Origin of the sequence: Streptomyces sp. NWU339 (assembly GCF_003143855.1) — a bacterium.
Lineage (GTDB): Bacteria > Actinomycetota > Actinomycetes > Streptomycetales > Streptomycetaceae > Streptomyces.
In genome coordinates, this window is sequence record NZ_QFRK01000011.1 from 200,497 (window position 1) to 217,912 (window position 17,416).

General features: G+C 72.0%; 16 protein-coding genes and 1 tRNA gene. 7 read left to right on the top strand and 10 right to left on the bottom strand.

Annotated elements, in window-relative coordinates; genetic code table 11:
* Window positions 1-136 precede the first annotated feature (136 nt).
* Entirely contained in the window at window positions 137-2,905 is a 2,769-nt protein-coding gene (locus DIZ27_RS16390; RefSeq protein WP_258308400.1) for an FtsX-like permease family protein, read from the top strand.
* An 88-nt stretch (window positions 2,906-2,993) separates the two neighbouring features.
* Window positions 2,994-3,965, top strand: a complete 972-nt coding sequence (locus DIZ27_RS16395) for an ABC transporter ATP-binding protein (RefSeq protein ID WP_109379184.1) — start codon at window positions 2,994-2,996, stop codon at window positions 3,963-3,965.
* A gap of 24 nt (window positions 3,966-3,989) precedes the next feature.
* On the opposite strand, the gene DIZ27_RS16400 is transcribed toward DIZ27_RS16395, so the two are convergent.
* Genes DIZ27_RS16400 through ettA form a run of 3 tightly spaced genes read right to left on the bottom strand, consistent with a single transcriptional unit; the run spans window position 3,990 to window position 6,797 of the window.
* Window positions 3,990-4,676, bottom strand: coding sequence for a hypothetical protein (locus DIZ27_RS16400; protein WP_181383550.1), 687 nt, complete (start codon window positions 4,674-4,676; stop codon window positions 3,990-3,992).
* Window positions 4,673-5,128 carry a thioesterase family protein gene (locus DIZ27_RS16405; RefSeq protein WP_109379142.1) on the bottom strand — a complete coding sequence of 152 codons (456 nt, stop codon included), beginning with the start codon at window positions 5,126-5,128 and terminating at the stop codon, window positions 4,673-4,675. The genes DIZ27_RS16400 and DIZ27_RS16405 overlap by 4 nt, the downstream gene beginning before the upstream one ends.
* Before the next feature lie 4 nt (window positions 5,129-5,132).
* Entirely contained in the window at window positions 5,133-6,797 is a 1,665-nt protein-coding gene (gene ettA, locus DIZ27_RS16410; protein ID WP_109379143.1) for an energy-dependent translational throttle protein EttA, read from the bottom strand.
* Between the two features lie 330 nt (window positions 6,798-7,127).
* Between ettA and DIZ27_RS16415 the strand changes: the two genes are divergently transcribed.
* Complete coding sequence (locus tag DIZ27_RS16415; RefSeq protein WP_109379186.1) at window positions 7,128-7,328, top strand: hypothetical protein; 201 nt, start codon at window positions 7,128-7,130, stop codon at window positions 7,326-7,328.
* A gap of 196 nt (window positions 7,329-7,524) precedes the next feature.
* Window positions 7,525-7,989: a GNAT family N-acetyltransferase gene (locus tag DIZ27_RS16420; protein ID WP_109379187.1), complete on the top strand. Its 465-nt coding sequence runs from the start codon at window positions 7,525-7,527 to the stop codon at window positions 7,987-7,989.
* A gap of 224 nt (window positions 7,990-8,213) precedes the next feature.
* Here the strand turns inward: DIZ27_RS16420 and DIZ27_RS16425 are convergent, their stop codons facing one another.
* From DIZ27_RS16425 to DIZ27_RS16440, 4 genes are all read right to left on the bottom strand, one after another.
* On the bottom strand, window positions 8,214-9,593 hold the full coding sequence (locus tag DIZ27_RS16425) for a Cys-Gln thioester bond-forming surface protein (protein ID WP_258308401.1): 1,380 nt from the start codon (window positions 9,591-9,593) through the stop codon (window positions 8,214-8,216).
* A 361-nt stretch (window positions 9,594-9,954) separates the two neighbouring features.
* Window positions 9,955-10,482: a single-stranded DNA-binding protein gene (locus DIZ27_RS16430; protein ID WP_109379145.1), complete on the bottom strand. Its 528-nt coding sequence runs from the start codon at window positions 10,480-10,482 to the stop codon at window positions 9,955-9,957.
* Window positions 10,483-10,659: 177 nt separating this feature from the next.
* Window positions 10,660-12,567, bottom strand: a complete 1,908-nt coding sequence (locus DIZ27_RS16435) for a YfjP family GTPase (RefSeq protein ID WP_109379146.1) — start codon at window positions 12,565-12,567, stop codon at window positions 10,660-10,662.
* Window positions 12,568-12,570: 3 nt separating this feature from the next.
* The gene (locus DIZ27_RS16440; protein WP_109379147.1) at window positions 12,571-14,175 is read right to left on the bottom strand and encodes a dynamin family protein; all 1,605 of its coding nucleotides are present in this window, start codon (window positions 14,173-14,175) and stop codon (window positions 12,571-12,573) included.
* 321 nt (window positions 14,176-14,496) lie between these two features.
* Here DIZ27_RS16440 and DIZ27_RS16445 point away from each other — a divergent pair.
* From DIZ27_RS16445 to DIZ27_RS16455, 3 genes are all read left to right on the top strand, one after another.
* Window positions 14,497-14,569 (top strand) — tRNA-Arg (locus tag DIZ27_RS16445).
* 153 nt (window positions 14,570-14,722) lie between these two features.
* The gene (locus DIZ27_RS16450) at window positions 14,723-15,121 is read left to right on the top strand and encodes a dihydrofolate reductase family protein (protein WP_258308402.1); all 399 of its coding nucleotides are present in this window, start codon (window positions 14,723-14,725) and stop codon (window positions 15,119-15,121) included.
* Window positions 15,122-15,193: 72 nt separating this feature from the next.
* Entirely contained in the window at window positions 15,194-16,183 is a 990-nt protein-coding gene (locus DIZ27_RS16455; RefSeq protein ID WP_109379148.1) for an alpha/beta fold hydrolase, read from the top strand.
* Window positions 16,184-16,263: 80 nt separating this feature from the next.
* On the opposite strand, the gene DIZ27_RS16460 is transcribed toward DIZ27_RS16455, so the two are convergent.
* The 3 genes from DIZ27_RS16460 to DIZ27_RS16470 all read right to left on the bottom strand — a co-directional run bounded on the left by DIZ27_RS16460 (window position 16,264) and on the right by DIZ27_RS16470 (window position 17,380).
* Window positions 16,264-16,539 (bottom strand): hypothetical protein, encoded by a 276-nt coding sequence (locus DIZ27_RS16460; protein ID WP_109379149.1) that lies wholly within the window; start codon window positions 16,537-16,539, stop codon window positions 16,264-16,266.
* A gap of 149 nt (window positions 16,540-16,688) precedes the next feature.
* Entirely contained in the window at window positions 16,689-16,961 is a 273-nt protein-coding gene (locus tag DIZ27_RS16465) for a hypothetical protein (RefSeq protein ID WP_109379150.1), read from the bottom strand.
* 161 nt (window positions 16,962-17,122) lie between these two features.
* Window positions 17,123-17,380, bottom strand: coding sequence for a hypothetical protein (locus DIZ27_RS16470; RefSeq protein ID WP_109379151.1), 258 nt, complete (start codon window positions 17,378-17,380; stop codon window positions 17,123-17,125).
* Window positions 17,381-17,416 lie beyond the last annotated feature (36 nt).

The following is a 17,416-nucleotide window of genomic DNA, read 5'->3' on the forward strand; positions in this document are numbered from 1 at the left end:
CGAAGCTCGGGTGTGCCGTCCTGGTCCCCGATCGGCACGGTGTGCGCGCTTGGTTCTCGCACCGCACGGCAGGGACCTCGCCCGATCACGTACCCCCCCCGGCCTGAAGGCCGGGGCATCCCCCGAAGGAGTTCAGGTGACCGTCCGGCCGACCCCCGCATCGCGCGGCAGGCGCGACGTCCGGGGCTCGCGCGTGGCCGCCCCCTGGGTACGCACCCGCCTGCGGGCCGCGCCCGGGGCCGCGCTCGCGCTGGCGCTGCTGGTGGCCGTGACCGCGTTCCTGGCCGCCGTGCTGCCGCGCGCGGTCGACCGGTACGGCGACGCGGGCCTGCACCGGGCCCTCGAGTCGGCCGGCCCGGACAGCACCGGCGTGCAGCTGGCCGCGCCGGCGCCCGACGCCGGCCTGCCCCAGGAGGAACGGGAGGCGGCCGTGCGCGGGGACGCGCTCCGCGCCCACCGGTCCGAGTTCCTCGCCCTGGCCGGACGGTCCCTGCCCCTCGACCCGCACCAGTCCTCCTCCGGCGTGCGCACCTTCGAGCCCCAGAAGATGTCCGAGCCCTGGCTGCCCCGTCCGGACGGGCTGCCCGCACACCTCCACCTCCTCGCGCAGGACGGGCTCGCCGACCACTCTCGGCTGCGCGAGGGCCGGCTGCCGAAGGTCCCGGACACCGTGACCGCGGCGACGACCCGGGTCGAGGGCGCCGTCTCCACCGACACGGCCAGGGACCTGAACATCGAGGTGGGCTCCGTCCTGACGTTCCCCGGCGTGGCACGCGCTCCCCTCGTGGTGCGGATCACCGGCATCGTCGAACCGCGCGATCCCCGGGGCGCGTACTGGTCGGCCGACCCCCTGATGCGCACCCCGGGCCTGACGATCCTCCCCGGCGACCCCGACGTCCGGCAGTACTGGATGGGCGCGCTGCTGCTGCCGCCGGACGCGGCCCCCGCCCTGCTGAGCACGGCCGGGGAGCCCTTGCGGTACTGGGGGCTCGCCCCGTCCGTCCCCGACCTGCACGGCTATGCCGTACCCCGGCTGACGTCCGCCGTCGTCTCCGTGGAGTCCGGTCCGGTCCTCCAGCGGATGCGGGAGGCCACCGCACTCGACATCAGGGCGCGCAGCGAGCTGGACGACGTGCTCACCGCCCACACCGGGCTGCGCACCGCCATCGGTCCGCTGGTCGCCGTCGCCGCCTTCGGCACCGGCACGGTCGCCGTCGTCGTCCTGCTCATGGCGGGCGGCCTCGCCGCCGACCGGCGCGGCGGCGAACTCACGCTGCTGCGCGCCCGCGGCGGCTCCCTGCGCGGCGTCACCGGCCGGCTGCTGGCCGAGACCGCGGTGGTCGCCGTGCCCGCGGCCGTCCTCGGACTGGCCGCGGCCTGGCTCACGGTCCGCGAGGCCCGGCCGGCGTACTCCGTGGCCGCCGCCGGCGCCGTCGCGCTCCTCGCCTGCCTGGCCCTGCCCCTGCGGGCCCTCGTCGCGCACCGCGCCGTCCGCGCGCACACCGAGCGCCGGGACGTCGCCACGGCCCGCCCCGCACGGCGCCGCACGGTCGCCGAACTCACCCTGCTCGCACTGGCGGTGGGCGCGGTCGTGGCGCTGCGCACCCGCGGCACGTCGGACGGGCCGAATGCCTCCGGGGACCATCTGGTGTCCCTGGCCCCGGTGCTGGTGGGCGTGATCGCCGCGCTGGTGCTGGCACGGCTGTACCCGCTGCCCCTGCGCGGGCTGGCCCGCCCCGCGGCACGGCTGCGGGGCGTGGTCGGTCCGCTGGCCCTGGCCCGCGCGGGCCGTGCCTCCGGCTCCGCGGTGCTGCCCCTGCTGGCCCTGCTCACCGCGCTGACCACGGCCGCCTTCGGTGGTTCCGTGCTCAGCGGCGTGGCCGACGCCCGGGACCGGGCGGCCCTGCTCACCGTCGGCGCCGACGCCCGCGTGGGGGCGCTCCACGTACTTCCCGCCAACCTGCCCGACCGGGTCCGCCGGGCACCCGGCGTCCAGGAGGTCACCGCCGTCAGCGTCGCCCATCACGCCCAGTCCCCCAAGGACACGGTTCCGGTGGCCGGCGTCGACCCGGCCGGCTACGCGGCCCTCACCCGGCACACCGGCATCGGCGCCTTCGACCGGGACGTCCTGGCGCCGGGCGGGTCGGACACCCTGCCCGCCGTGGCCTCCCCCGAGGTCGCCGACCGCCACGGCACCCGGCCCTTCGCGGTGCGCATGGAGGACGGCAGCTCGATCACCGTGCGGATCGTGCTGGTGCGGGAGCGGACCCCGGCCGTCGTCGGCGAGGAGTTCCTGGTCGTGGACCGGTCCGCGCTCTCGGCCCGTGCCGCCCGCCCGACCGCGCTGCTGGTGACCGGCGACCGGGTGGACGGGGCCGCGCTGCGCCGGGCGGCGGGCAGCGGGACGTCGGTCCAGGTGCGCGCCGAGGAACGCGCCGGATACGTCGAATCGCCCCTCCAGTCCGGCGCCGAACGCGTCTACACCGCGGCGGTGGCGGCAGGCGCCGGGTACGCCGTGCTCGCCCTGCTGCTGACCCTGGTGCGTGCCGCCCCCGAACGGGCCGCGCTCCTGGCCCGCCTGCGCACCATGGGCCTCACCCGCGCCCAGGGCCGCCGCCTGCTCGTCCTGGAGTCCCTCCCCCTGGCCCTGCTCGCGGCGGCCGGCGGCACCCTCACGGCGTGGGCGACGATCCGGCTGCTCGCCCCCGGCATCGACCTGACGACCGTCGCCCTCCCGGCGACCAGGTCCCCGGCGGGACGGGCCACACTGCTCACCGACCCGGTGTCGCTGCTGGTACCCGCCCTGACGGTGGTCGTGCTCACCGTCGGGATCGCGGCGGCACAGGCCTGGTGGACGGGCCGCCGGGACGCGGTGCGCGAACTGCGGGCGGGTGACGCCCGTTGACCGTACGGCCCTGCTCCCGACGAACCCGGCCCCTTCCAGGAGGTGCTGCACGATGACCCCGACGACCCCGAAGACCCCGTTGACCCCGTTGACCCCGAATCCCACGCTGGCCGAGCTGGCCCACCGTGTCGCCGCCGACCGCGAGCGTCCCGCCTTCGGCCATGACGCGCTCATCACCTGCGACCGTCTCGTCCGGGTCTTCACCGCGGACGGCGTGGAGGTGCAGGCCCTGCAGGGCCTCGACCTCCTGGTGCGCGAGGGCGAGTTGATGGCTCTCGTGGGCGCGTCCGGCAGCGGCAAGTCGACCCTGATGAACATCCTGGCCGGGCTGGACACCCCCACCGCCGGCGCGGCCCGGGTCGCGGGCCGCGACCTGCTCGCGATGACCGCGAAGGACCGCCTCGCCTACCGCCGCGAGGTCGTCGGCTTCGTCTGGCAGCAGACCTCCCGCAACCTGCTGCCGTATCTGACCTCGGCGCAGAACGTCGCCCTGCCGATGCGTCTGCGCGCCGCCGCCCGGGGGCGGTCCGCCCGCCGGGCCCGCGCCGAACGCGTCGTGGAACTGCTGGAGTTGCTGGAGGCCGCCGACTGCCGTGACCGGCACCCGCACCAGATGTCCGGCGGCCAGCAGCAGCGCGTCGCCATCGCCGTGGCCCTCGCCAACGATCCGTCGGTCCTGCTCGCCGACGAGCCGACCGGCGAGCTGGACTCGCACACCGCGGAACAGATCTTCGCCGCGTTCCGCACCGCGAACGAGCGGCTCGGCACGACCATCGTGATCGTCACCCACGACCAGGCGGTGGCGAGCGAGGTCCGCCGCACGGTCGCCATCCGCGACGGCCGCACCTCCACCGAGGTCCTGCGCCGCAGCGAGGTCGACGCCGCCACCGGTCACGAGACCGTCGTCGCCCGCGAGTACGCCATGCTCGACCGGGCCGGCCGCCTCCAGCTCCCCGCCGACTACACCCGGACCCTGGGCATGCGCGACCGCGTCGCCCTGGAACTGGAACCGGATCACATAGCCGTCCGCCCGGACGACAGTGAGCGCGCCGAGGGTTGAGGACCGAGGGCCGGCGGGGCCGCCTCAGCGCACGCTGAGGCCGAGCGCCCCGAGCCCCGCGCGCCGCAGGGCGACGGACCCGTACGGTGTCCGCAGCCGGAGCCAGGGCCCGGAGACGAGCAGCACCGGCGCGCCGTCCGCGTCGGCAGGCTGGAGGGGCCGGAGAAAGCCCAGTGACTGGGCCGCGTGCACGGCCCGCACCGGGAGGTCGGTCCGGCCGACCGTGCGGGACCAGATCTCCCGCCCGATCCGGTCGAGTTCGGCCCGGGTGCGCGACTCGGCGGTCAACGCCTCGGTACGCGCCCGGAACTCGGTGACCGCGGCGGCGACGAGTGCGCGCAGGGCGTCCGGTGCTGGCAGCCCCGGTTCGGCCTGCCAGCCCCCGCGCGGGGGCAGCACGCCGGCCCACGGCGGCCCGGTCACCGCGCCCGGCACCGTGGCGGTGCCGGCGGACTCGTCCACCGACTCCAGCAGCTCACCGGCGGACACGGTCACGTCCAGGGTGACGTCGAGACCGTTCTCGTACGGCTTGGCCAGCCGCACGGCGCGGATCGCCAGCACCTCGAAGGAGGGAGGGCGGCCGAACACGGCCAGTGCGGTGCCCGACGCCTGAAGGCGCACGGCGGCCGCACGATCGTAGTGGAGCAGCCGGGAGAGGAAGGCCGCGAGATCCGCCGCCTCCCCCTCGTCGGCGAGGTGGAGCACCGTCATGCCGCGACGGCCTCCTCCTGATCGGCGTCGGCGTTCCCGTCGTCCTCGCCGTCCCCGTTGTCCGTGCTGTCCGTGTACTCCTGGAGGAACTCCTTCTCCTCCCGGGTGATACGGCGCGGACGCTGGGCCTCGAAGTCGAACGGCACGATCACCGTGGAGGCCCGGACGTAGAGCTGGTCGCCGTCCTTCACCTCGTAGGTGAGGGTGAAGGACGCCGCCCGGATCTCCGTGACCCACAGCTCGATGTCCACCGGCGTGTGCCGGTGGACGAGCTGCCGCTTGTAGTCGATCTCATGGCGTGCCACCACGGACCCCTGCTGGAAGTCCTTGTCCGGGCGGAACAGGAAGTCGATACGGGCTTCCTCCAGGTAGCGGAGGAAGACCACGTTGTTGACGTGGCCGTACGCGTCCATGTCCGCCCAGCGCAGCGGGCAGCGGTAGATGTGCCGCAAGAGATCAGCCCCGGGTCAGCTTCTTGTAGGTGGCGCGGTGCGGGCGGGCGGCGTCCGGGCCGAGCCGCTCGATCTTGTTCTTCTCGTACGACTCGAAGTTGCCCTCGAACCAGAACCACTTGGACTCGCCCTCGTAGGCGAGGATGTGCGTGGCGACGCGGTCCAGGAACCACCGGTCGTGGGAGATGACCACGGCGCACCCCGGGAACTCGAGCAGCGCGTTCTCCAGGCTCGACAGCGTCTCGACGTCGAGGTCGTTGGTCGGCTCGTCGAGGAGCAGCAGGTTGCCGCCCTGCTTGAGGGTGAGCGCGAGGTTCAGTCGGTTGCGCTCACCGCCGGAGAGGACACCGGCGGGCTTCTGCTGGTCCGGCCCCTTGAACCCGAAGGCGGAGACGTAGGCGCGCGAGGGCATCTCGACCTGGCCCACGTTGATGTAGTCCAGCTCGTCGGAGACGACGGCCCACAGCGTCTTCTTGGGGTCGATGTTCGCGCGGGTCTGGTCCACGTAGGAGATCTTGACCGTCTCGCCGACCTTGACCGACCCGGAGTCGGGCTCCTCGAGGCCCTGGAGCATCTTGAACAGCGTGGTCTTGCCGGCGCCGTTCGGGCCGATGACGCCGACGATGCCGTTGCGCGGCAGCGTGAAGCTGAGGTCGTCGATCAGCAGCTTGTCGCCGAAGCCCTTGCTGAGGTTGTTCACCTCGACGACGACACTGCCCAGCCGCGGGCCCGGCGGGATCTGGATCTCCTCGAAGTCCAGCTTCCGCATCTTGTCGGCCTCGGCGGCCATCTCCTCGTAGCGGGCCAGACGCGCCTTGGACTTGGCCTGGCGTCCCTTGGCGTTGGACCGCACCCACTCCAGCTCGTCCTTGAGGCGCTTCTGCCGCTTGGCGTCCTTGGCACCCTCGACCTTGAGGCGGGCGGCCTTGGACTCGAGGTACTTGGAGTAGTTGCCCTCGTAGCCGTGCAGCCGGCCGCGGTCCACCTCGCAGATCCACCCGGCGACGTTGTCCAGGAAGTACCGGTCGTGGGTGACGGCGACGACGGTGCCCTCGTACTTGGCGAGGTGCTGCTCCAGCCAGTTCACGGACTCGGCGTCGAGGTGGTTGGTGGGCTCGTCGAGGAGCAGCAGGTCGGGCGCCTCGAGCAGCAGCTTGCAGAGCGCGACGCGGCGCTTCTCACCACCGGAGAGGTTGGCCACGGGCCAGTCGCCGGGCGGGCAGCCCAGGGCGTCCATGGCCTGCTCCAGCTGGGCGTCGAGGTCCCAGGCGTTGGCGTGGTCGAGCTGCTCCTGCAGCTTGCCCATCTCGTCCATGAGCTCGTCGGTGTACTCGGTCGCCATCTGCTCGGCGATCTCGTTGAACCGGTCGAGCTTGCCCTTGACCTCGGCGACACCTTCCTGGACGTTCTCCAGGACGGTCTTCTCCTCGTTCAGCGGGGGCTCCTGGAGCAGGATGCCCACGGTGTAACCGGGAGTGAGGAAGGCGTCGCCGTTGGACGGCTGCTCCAGCCCCGCCATGATCTTCAGAACGGTCGACTTACCGGCACCGTTCGGACCGACGACACCGATCTTCGCCCCGGGGTAGAAGCTCAGGGTGACGTCGTCGAGGATCACCTTGTCGCCGTGCGCTTTGCGCGCCTTGCGCATGGTGTAAATGAACTCAGCCAAGAGAAACCGTCCGGCAGCTTGAAATCTGGCAGTGGGCAGATACACCCCATCTTGCCCGACCGCCACCCCCAGGGGAAACCCATCTGGCCGGGGGGCGCTGACCTGCGGTTTCGCCACTGGCGACCGCGGCTCGACCGTCACTGTCGGTCGCCGTCGGTCGGCCCCGGGCAACCTCGCACGGCCCGCGGACGGCCCGACGCCGGTCCTGAGGGAAACCAGCGGACCGCGGGCCGGCCTCCCGGCCGCGGCGAGCCGTCGCTGATCGTGGAGCAGAGTGTTTGCGCGGGAGCGGGGAAGGGGTCAGAGCGGGAGGGAGGACAGGAGGCAACTGTGACCGTCCTCGCGATCTTTCTCCTCATCATCGGGGCACTCCTGGTCCTGATGGGGGTACTTCTGATCCTTGTCGGAACATTTCTGATCGTCCTCGGGGCTGCCTTGACCCTCATGGGGATGGCCCTGATCGCTGTGGCCGCGTTCCTGCTGATCCGGAGACTTCTCGGCCGTGGCCGAACGCGCTCTCACTCCTGGTGAACCCGAGGGCGCCCCTTCACCACAGCCACGACTGATCGTCGGCGGCCGCGACCAGCGGTCGCCGTACCGATCGACATCGGCTGGTCCGACGGTCGCTCAGGGGCGCTGCCGTGTACTGCCGTCCGGCGTCGTCGGCGTCAGCCGGCCGGCTTCCTCCTCCCGGGAGTGTCAGTGGCTGGTGGCAGACTCCCTCGGCATGGGCGATCAGGTGCGTTTACGAGACGTCGGACAGGCCGGTCTGGAGGAGTTCTTCGCGCAGGAGCACGATCCCGAGGCCGTCCAGCGGTCGAATTTCCCGCCCCGGGAACGGGAAGCCTTCATGACCCACTGGACGACGAAGGTCCTCGGGGACCCCACCGTCTTCGTGCAGGCCGTCACCGTCGACGGGGAACTGGCGGGCAACGTGGTGGCGTGGTGGGGCGAGGGACGGCGCTTCATCGGATACTGGCTCGGCAGGCGGTACTGGGGGCGGGGCATCGGTACGCGGGCACTGGCGCTGTTCCTGGAACGGGAGAAGGCCCGCCCCCTGCACGCCGACCCCTTCGTCGGGAACACCGGCTCGGTGCGACTGCTGGAGAAACACGGCTTCCGGCGTACCGGGACGGTTTGGTACGGAGAGCATGAGCACATCATGTTGACGCTCGACGAGAACTCCACCTGAGCCCACCGCTCACCGTTCACCTGACGCGGGGGACGGCTGTGAGCCGTCGGCACCGTCCAGGTGTGTTGACCGGGCTGCTCCTGCCCCGGAGCTCACCGGGACGGAGCAGCGCTCGCGGTGCCGTTCGTCGGGGCGTGACCGATTCGTCGTTCACGGCCGCGCCCCGGCCTTCGAAGTGGGTGCCGTCTCCGGTCCGACTGTGGACGGACACCGCCCGTGCCGGTTCAGCTCTCCCGGGCCGTCTCGCGCTGGCGGGTGATGACCAGGGCCGCGCCGCCGAGGACGACCAGGGTGATGGCGGTGCCGACGATCCAGGGGGTGATGCCCGAGGCGCCGGTCTCGGCGAGGTTGACGTCGGTGGCCGTGCCGCCCACGGGGGTGGGGGTGGGCCCGCTGAGGGTCTGGACGTCCACGCCGGTCTCGGCGGCCCGGGTCCGGCAGTCGAGCATGCCGGTGAACCGCTTCTCGAAGCCGTCCGAGCCCCGGACCGTGAAGTCGTACGCCCGGTCCTCGGCCAGCGGGACCGTCACCGTGCGGGACTCGCCCGGCTCGACGGTGTACTCGCGCTCCGCGAGCTCGAAGGTGAAGGGCTCGTCGTCCTGGTTGACAGCGGTGACGTCGACGCCGCCCTCGGCGCAGTTCGTCCGGGCGGACACCGCCGGTATCGCGCCCCGCTCCGCCCAGGTCGCGCTCGCCGTCGCGGAGACCGTCGAGGTGCTGGAGCCGGCCAGGATCTGGGTCTGGCTGCGGCTGTCGGAGGCGAAGGCCCGGCCGACCGGCACGGTGGTCGATGCCTGCGCGGTCAGCTCGACCGTGTCCGCCGGCGCGTCCTCGGGTATCTCGAAGAACACCTTGCCGCCGTCCGTCGCCGTGGTGACGGGCTCACCGTCCCGGTCGACGATCCGCACCCCGCTCGTGGCGGCGTCCGCCGGCGGTGACACCGTCACGCTGTCCGCGTCCGTGCGCACCGTCACCGGGCCGAGCAGCTCACCCGGACGGCCGGAGACGGCCGGCGGCTCCAGGGTCAGCGACGCCCTCGGCTCCGGCTGGTTCCGGGCGCTCTTCTCCAGGTAGTCCGCGAGCTGCTCCGCCTGGGGGTCCACGGCCTCCACGTCCACGTCGTCGGAGTAGCGCCAGATCGCCACCTGCGTACCGGCCGCCGCGTCCTGCTCGGTGAGCTGGCCCCGGACGCCCGCCCGGTCGGCGAGCGCCGCGAGGTCGTTCACCTGGGGGTAGGAGTTGCGCAGGATCCAGCGGATCCGGCCGGCGTCCTCGTTGGCGCCCAGCGAGGTGCCGTTCCACGCGGTCTCGTAGTACTTCGCGTCCGTCTGCGTGGGGGTGTGGATGTCGACGCAGTAGGTCTGCAGCATGCCGCCGCCCTCGACGGACATCTCGAACAGTCCCGCCGACACCCGCTGGTCCCCGACGGCGCCGTGGATCACGGCCTCGCCGTACGTCTTCAGGCCCTCCACCGTCGCGGCCGCCCCGCCCTCACCGCGCGCCACGCCGGGAGCGCCAGGAGTGGCGGCAGCCGTCCCGGCGCCGGCCAGCACACCGGCGGCGACGAGTCCGGACACCAGCGTCCCGGCGGCGAGACGGGTCACCGTCGCACGCCGAAGCACGGACGACACAGAGCACGCAGAGAACACAGAGCACGCAGACAACTCAGAGAACGCCGCAAACACCGATTTCCCCTCCGAGCGGGACCCGTTAGACGTGGGGGGACGGGCCCCACCAGCAGAATCACCGGCCCCGAGAGCCCCGGGAGCCATGCCCGGCATCCTAAGTACGCCTCGGAGCACGCCTGTCGATGATCAGCTCGGAGGCATGATCCGACTCGCAATCGTTATCGCCGACGCGGGCACGAACAGGGCTTGTCGACAAATCCACCCGGGACCGTTCCTCATCCAACCGTCGATAAGCCGCACTTCGGTCAGCCGCGTCGCCGGGGCCCGACCGGTGACATCACGTCACCATGGCCGGTTCCGGTGTTCGTTGGGCGGCGACGGTCCCGGACCCGGCGACCGCACCCGCGGCTTCGGCCGTCTCGGCTCCCCCACCGGAGGCGGCCGTGTCGCCCGCTCCGGTCTCCCAGGCGGGCTCCGGCCGGTCCGGGGATGCCTGCTGCTCCGGCCGGCCCGAGCGCCGGAACGCCGACGTGCCCCGGGCCAGGTCATGGCCGATCGCCACCGCCTCGATGTCCGCCGAGGTGCGGCCCTGCTGCCCCTCGCGGGTCTCCGTGCGGACCTTCAGCCGCCCCCGCACCAGCACGGGTTCGCCCACCGACAGCGAGGCCATGGTGTTGGTGGCGAGCTGCCGGTTGGCCCACACCGTGAAGAAGTTGGTGTGGCCGTCCGCCCACGCGCTCTTCTCCCGGCTCCAGTACCGCGAGGTGACCGCCAGCCGGAACCTCGCCACCGGTCCGGACGCCGTCTCCCGGTACACCGGCCGCGTCGCCACGTTGCCCACCGCGCAGATCGTCGTCTCGTTCATCGTGCCTGCCTCCCCCGTCCTGACGCCGGCACCGGCGCCGGGCGGATACGCGTACGGGCCCGCCCCGTACGGATGCGAGTCAGACTGCCTCCTTCGGGCCGGTCCCGCTGAGGCCTGTGGACCACCACCGCACTGTGGACAACTCCGCCACCCGTACGAGTCGCGATGCCGGAGGCCTCAGTTCACCCCGGCACCCGCCCCCACCACCCGCCCGTACTGCTCCCGTACCTCCCGGTACCGCAGCAGCTCCGCCGCCACCGGGTCCAGGACGCGGGCCCGTCCGCACCCCGCGGCCGCCTCCCGCAACCGTCTCTCCGCCTCCTGCCCGTGCCGCCGGGCCGGACCGCGGGCGGCCATCCGGCAGCTCCACTCGATGAGCGGCCCGCCGACGATGCCGCTCACCATCAGCAGCACCGGTACCCCCAGGTTCGGCGACATGAATCCGATGATCTGGCCCAGCAGCCACAGCCCGCCGACGAACTGGAGGATCGTCATGGACGCCTGGGCGAGCACGGCCACCGGCCACCACCCGGGCCGCGGCGGCCGCCCCGGCGGCAGGCTCGCGCGCACGGCGAGGGCGTCCAGCGTCTCGGGCAGCCCCTGGGAGCCCCGTACGGCGGCCTCGCGCACCGCCTGCGCCCAGGGCGCGGGCAGGCCGTCCGAGGCACGGTCGGACACCGTGCGCACCGCCTGTTCCACCCGCTGCCGGGCCGTGACCTCCTGATCGGGCTGCGTCCGCTGCGGGAACTTCCCGGTGGGCGGCCCTCCCCGGCCCTGGCACCAGCGCCACAGCCGCAGCCACGGGGTGCCGCACGCGCGGTTGGCGTTGCGCAGCCACGCGCGTTCGGCCGCCTCGCCCGCCGCGCCGGCGCCCACGGCGTCCGCGAGCCGGTCCGAGAACTCCTCCCGCGCCTCCTCGCTCAGCCCGGCCCGCCGGCGGTTGGCGTAGACGGGCCACAGCCGGGCGGCGGCGACGTCGACGTCCGCGCCGATACGGCGGCCCGCGGCTCCGCGTTCGGCCACGAACCGGCCGAGCGCCTCCCGCAGCTCGTCGACCCCCTCGCCGGTGAGCGCGGACAGCGCGAGCACCGTCGTGCCGGGTTCCCCGTACTCGCCCAGGGCGATGCCGTCCTCGTCGAGCAGCCGCCGCAGATCGTCCAGGACCTGCTCGGCGGCCTCCCCGGGGAGCCGGTCGATCTGGTTGAGGACGACGAACATGACCTCCGCGTGGGCGGACATGGGCCGCAGATAGCGCTCGTGCAGCATCGCGTCGGCGTACTTCTCGGGGTCGACGACCCAGATGACCGCGTCGACCATGGCCAGCACCCGGTCCACCTGTTCGCGGTGCTGCACGGCCGCCGAGTCGTGGTCCGGCAGGTCGACGAGGACGAGTCCGCGCAGCTGGTCGTCCGCGTCCGCCATCGCCTGCAGCGGGCGGCGGCGCAACCGGGGCGGGATGCCGAGCCGTTCGATGAGGCTCGCGGCGCCGTCGCTCCAACTGCACGCGACGGGCGCGGCGGTGGTCGGCCGCCGTACGCCGGTCTCCGAGATGGCGACCCCGGCCAGCGCGTTGAACAGCTGCGACTTGCCACTGCCCGTCGCGCCCGCGATGGCGACCACGGTGTGCTGCCCGGAGAGCCGTCGTCGCGCGGCGGCCGCGTCGAGGACCCGGCTCGCCCCGGCCAGCGTCCGGTTGTCGAGCCTGGCCCGGGACAGTCCCACCAGCTCGTGCAACGCGTCCAGCCGCGAGAGCAGCGGCGGGTCGTACGTCAGGGGGGTCACGGTCTGCGGCGCGGGCTTCCGGGCCTCCAGCACGGTGGACCGCTCGATCCCGGCGGTCCCGGTCCCGGCGGTCCCGGTCCCCCGCCGCGCGATCAGCCCGTCGTCCCAGGGGGCCTGCGAGGCCGGCCCCTCCGAGGGCCCCCCGCCCCTGTCGCCCCCGTGCTCGTCGTCCCCGTACCCGTCGCCTCCCTCGTCCCCGTACTCGTCCTTCGCCTCCTGGGCCCCGGGGGACCCGGCCTCTGCGTCCGGGCGGTCGAAACGCTCGGGGTGCTCGGTGTGGTCCTGGTCAGTGACGGCGGTCACCGGTCACCTCTCCTTCTGCAGTACGGACAACGCGGCGATGAGTTCGGCCTGGGGCTCGGGGTGCACCTCGAGCGCGTCGAGCGGCGCGAGCCGACGCTCGCGTTCGGTGTGCATGATCCGGTTCACGTGCTGGAGAAGCATCCGCCCGCCCCGGTCGCGCAGCCGCAACGCCCCGTGCGCGCCGATCCGTTCGGCGAGCTTCTCCCCCGCGGCCCACTCCCGGCGCCCGCTCAGCAACGCGGTGGCGGCCAGGGCGGCGACCGTCTCGGGGTCCGGCGCTGCGGCACGGTCGAGTTCGCGTACCTCTTCCTCGGCGTACTCCTCCAGTTCGCGCCGCCACCGCCGTACGGCCAGCCCGATCCGGTGCTCGGCGCCCTCCACCGCCCCGTCACGGTCGGTGAACTCGGGGGCGTTCGCGGCCGGTTCGCGCCGCCAGGCGGTGTCGACCCGCTCGTCGGCGGCGGTGACGGCGCACAGCAGCAGGGCTCCCAGGCTCTCCACGAGGGTGTCGAGGAGTTCAGCGGGAGTGCAGTCGAGCGGGAAGGCGCGCCACCGCTTGAGCGCGTCACCGGCGAGCACGGCCCCGGCCTGCAGTCGGCCGCGCAGCCGCGAGTGCTCGCTGTCGTACGCCCCGTCGACGGCGGAGGTGAGCCGCAGCGCGGCGGCGTGCTGCGCGGCGGCGGCACCGGCGAGTTCCGGCATGCGGGAGTCGAGGGAGTCGAGGATGCCCTGGGCGGTCCGTGCCATGACGTGCTCGCGGGCGGCGGGGTCCTGCGTCTGGTGGACGAGCCAGGTCCGCAGCGACGCCACCGCGGAGGCCGGCAGCAGCCCGCCGCCCCAGGCCGACTCGGGCAGCTCCGGCACGGTGAAGCGCGGTACGTGGCCGAGTCCGGCCTTGGTGAGCAGGGCGCCGTACTGCCGCGACACCTCGGACACGACCTGGTGGGGCACCCGGTCCAGGACGGTCACGAGGCTGACGTCGTACTCCTTGGCGGCGCGCAGCATGTGCCAGGGGACGGCGTCGGCGTAGCGGGCGGCGGTGGTGACCATGACCCAGATGTCCGCCGCGCAGATGAGTTCGGCGGCGAGGACGCGGTTGTCGGAGACGAGGGAGTCGATGTCGGGGGCGTCGAGCAGGGCGAGGCCGGGCGGGAGGCTGTCGGTGGTCTCGATGCGCAGCACGCGTGCGGGGTTCTCGCCGGGGAGCAGGTGGTCCTCGGCCTCCTGCTGGGGCACCCACACGCGGGTGAGGTCGGGCAGCACCCGCATCCCGCTGAACCAGTGGTGGTCCTCCGGATGGCAGACAAGCACCGGTGTGCGTGTCGTCGGCCGCAGCACCCCCGCCTCACTGACCCGCCGCCCGACGAGAGAGTTCACCAGGGTGGACTTTCCGGCCCCGGTGGATCCCCCGACGACGGCCAGCAACGGCGCTTGGGGCTCTCTCAGGCGGGGCACCAGATAGTCATCGAGCTGCGCGAGCAGTTCGTCGCGGTTGGCACGCGCGCGTGGGGCCCCCGCCAGGGGCAGCGGGAAGCGTGCGGCGGCGACACGGTCGCGCAGGGCGGAGAGTGCGTCGAGCAGCTGAGGCCGTACGTCCAAGGTCACCACATGCGAAGAATGCCCAATTTCAGGGGAATTCTGAAGCATATGAGCATGTCTGCGCGCCGGTCGGACACAAGGGATGGAAGGGACGACTGGGGCGCGGGTGCGGTCGAGGCATAACGAGTGCACAACACCCGATGCGCGAGAGGCCGAAAGCGGTGCACGATTCGTACCCGCCTGCGATTATCGGGACCGCTTCACCGGACCTCCACATCGAGCCGCGGAGGCGAAGCGACAGGGGCAAGGGCACGGGAGCCCTATCCTTGTCCCCGGCAACGTCAGGAACCGGCCACACCCGGGCACCACGACAGTGGCCACCACACCCGGGCCCCCGTAGCTCAGTGGATAGAGCAGGCGCCTTCTAAGCGCTTGGCCGCAGGTTCGAGTCCTGCCGGGGGCGCAAGTACCTTCTGACCAGCGGAAACGCTGGTCCTTCTTCATTCTGGCTTCATTCTGGCTTCATTCTGGCTTCGCTCTGGGAGGCCGGGACGGCTGGGACTTCCACCCGGACACCGGGGCGATCTACGGGGGCGCGTGACGGGGACCGGTGTTCGTGCTCACCCACCACCCGCAGGACGCGCAGCCCGCCGCGGGTGTGACGTTCCTGAGCTGCGACATCGCCGAGGCGGTCCGGATCGGGCTGGAGGCCGCGGACGGCAAGAACCTCGAGGTCTTCTCGCCCTCCATCGGCCGGCAACTGCTGGAACTCGGAGTGGTCGACGAGGTGAACCTGCACGTCGCGCCGGTACTGCTGGGTGACGGGATCCGGTTGCTCGGCCGCCCCGGCAGCGCTCCCGTCCGGCTCGCACTGCTGAACGGCGACGCCCCCCTCGGCCCCGGTGAACGTGCGCTACCGCCCCGTCACGTCCACCTGACCGGGCAGTCGGGGGAACTTATCAGGGCCGTTCGGGCTGAATATGCCCCATTGCCGGGATCGCCCATAAACGAATGATTGCGGGGAAAAGGCGCGATTGCTGGTAATCATGGACTGGTTCGCCCTCATTCCCCTGTACCGGAGCCGTCCATGCGCACTGCCCCCACCGCCCAGATTCCACTGAACGCACAGCGCCACGGGTCCACTCCCCCACCCTCGAAGCCGTCGGAGCCGTCGGAGCGGGTGGAGGAGCGGAGCCTCAGTTTCGAGGGTTTCGCGTACGGGTGCCGGATCGTCCATCAGAGCGCCCCACGAACGGCGCCGCTGCTGCTGCTCGGCGGCTCCTCCCAGGACCGGTACTCCTGGCAGGCACACGAGAAGTGGCTGGCTCCGCTCTGCACGCTGATCACCGTGGATCTTCCGGGATACGGCAGCGCGGACTTCCTGCCCTCCCGGTACGGCATCGACTTCCTCGCCGCCGCGGTCAAGCACATGCTGGTGGAGACCGGGATGCCGCAAGTGAACCTCTTCGGCGGCTGCTTCGGCGAAGTGGTCGGCCTCCGCTTCGCGCAACTGCATCCCGAGTTCGTCCGCCGCATCGTCTTCTGCGGCGCGGCGAAGCGCCTCCCCGAGATCTACACCGACGTCGTACCGCGCCTGTCGCACGCCTTCGAACGGGGCGACACCGATGCGGCCGTCGGCGGACTGGTGCGGTTGTTCATGTCGAACCCGGGCGCCGGCAAGGTCCGCAGGCACGCGGCCGTGACACGCCTCCTCCAGCGGCAGTTCATGAACCAGACGCCGGACGAGATCAAGAAGGCGCTCGAGCACAACACGAGATTGATGACGCACGGCTGCTACGAGCCCCTGCCCGTCCCCGACGTGCCGACCCTGGTGTTCACGGGGGAGTACGACACCCTGTGCACCCCCGAGATGGGCCGCGAGCTCGCCGCGACGATGCCCGCGGCGCGGTTCACGACCGTCAGGGAGGCGGACCACCTGGTCACCGTCGAACGCAGGGAGGAGTCGTCGGAGCTGATCGGCCGGTTCTGCACCGACCTCCCCATCGACGACCTGCCGTACTGCACCCCCGTGGAGTCACCGGGCGCCGAACTCGTCGACGTGACGCCGAGCCGATGAAGGACATACGGAGAGTGGCCGGAACCCGATATCGGGTTCCGGCCACTCTCCGCTGTGCGAGCGTCTTCGCGGTACGGACGTCAGGACTTCCGGCCCGGGAGGGTGACGCTGCTCGTGCAGGAAACCCCGGGCCCGCCGGAGCAGGTCTGCCTCGAGTCGTTGACGAAGCGGATCTTTCCGTACTCCTCCGACGTGGCCTCGTGCTTGGTCACCTGCGCGCAGCGAACGGTGCCGTTGCTGTCCTTGACGCAGTTGCCCGGGTCCTCGGCAGCCACGGCCTGGACGGCACCGGCACCGATCAGGGCGAAGCCCCCCAGGACTCCCGCCACCGCTGCGATCTTCTTCGACTTGAACATCTACCTGTTTCCTTGACGGTCGACCCGCCGCCGAGCGGCGAAGCCGTTCCTGACACCTGGATCGGACACACCGGCCAACAAACGGGGCAGGCCCGGGACTCGACCACCTGGTCCGAGCCCCGGGACCTGCCCGGATCACCTAACAGTGATCAGTGCTTGCCGCCGACGTTGAAGCTGGTGGCGCAGGCCACGGAGTTGGCGTCGTTGGCCTCCTGCTTGGTGATGCCCAGGATGGAGACTCCGACGTTGACGTCCTGGATGTTGATGAGACCCTCGGTGGAGTTGTCCTGGGCGCAGGTCGTGGTCTGCTTGTTGTTCAGCAGAACCTCCGGCTCGCCACCGGCGTGGCTGACACCGGCGCCGAGGAAGCCGACGCTGCCGAGCATGGCCATGACGACAGCAGCCTTCTGGTACTTGCGCATTACCTCTCCATTCATCCGGACACGGTCCGTGTTGACCGAGTCACTGACAGTCGCAAATCTAGGCGACGTTTTGCGGCAGTTGTTAGGCGAAACGCCGAAACGCGCTTTTTTCTGAAAGGGGGTTCATCGCGCATCGCCGGTGAGGACGTCAGGACTTCCCGTCACCGATCGACGCTGTTCACGCAGGAGAGCCGGGCCGTCGAGCCGGAGCAGGTCATCGTCGACTCGTTGACGAAGCGGGCCTCTCCGCTCCCGTCCGACGGGGGCTGATACTGCCTCACCTGCTCACAGCGAACGGCGCCCTTGCCGTCCTTGACGCAGTTGCCCGGGTCCTCGGCAGCCACGGCCTGGACGGCACCGATCAGGGCGAAGCCCCCCAGGACTCCCGCCACCGCTGCGATCTTCTTCGACTTGAACATCTACCTGTTTCCTTGACGGTCGACCCGCCGCTGAGC

Excerpts from the sequence above, each read along its gene's own strand:
- DIZ27_RS16430 (WP_109379145.1), bottom strand. The coding sequence starts at position 10,482 with ATGAACGAGACGACGATCTGCGCGGTGGGCAACGTGGCGACGCGGCCG.
- DIZ27_RS16465 (WP_109379150.1), bottom strand. The coding sequence starts at position 16,961 with ATGCGCAAGTACCAGAAGGCTGCTGTCGTCATGGCCATGCTCGGCAGC.
- DIZ27_RS16420 (WP_109379187.1), top strand. The coding sequence starts at position 7,525 with ATGGGCGATCAGGTGCGTTTACGAGACGTCGGACAGGCCGGTCTGGAG.
- DIZ27_RS16400 (WP_181383550.1), bottom strand. The coding sequence starts at position 4,676 with ATGACGGTGCTCCACCTCGCCGACGAGGGGGAGGCGGCGGATCTCGCG.
- DIZ27_RS16455 (WP_109379148.1), top strand. The coding sequence starts at position 15,194 with ATGCGCACTGCCCCCACCGCCCAGATTCCACTGAACGCACAGCGCCAC.
- DIZ27_RS16460 (WP_109379149.1), bottom strand. The coding sequence starts at position 16,539 with ATGTTCAAGTCGAAGAAGATCGCAGCGGTGGCGGGAGTCCTGGGGGGC.
- DIZ27_RS16470 (WP_109379151.1), bottom strand. The coding sequence starts at position 17,380 with ATGTTCAAGTCGAAGAAGATCGCAGCGGTGGCGGGAGTCCTGGGGGGC.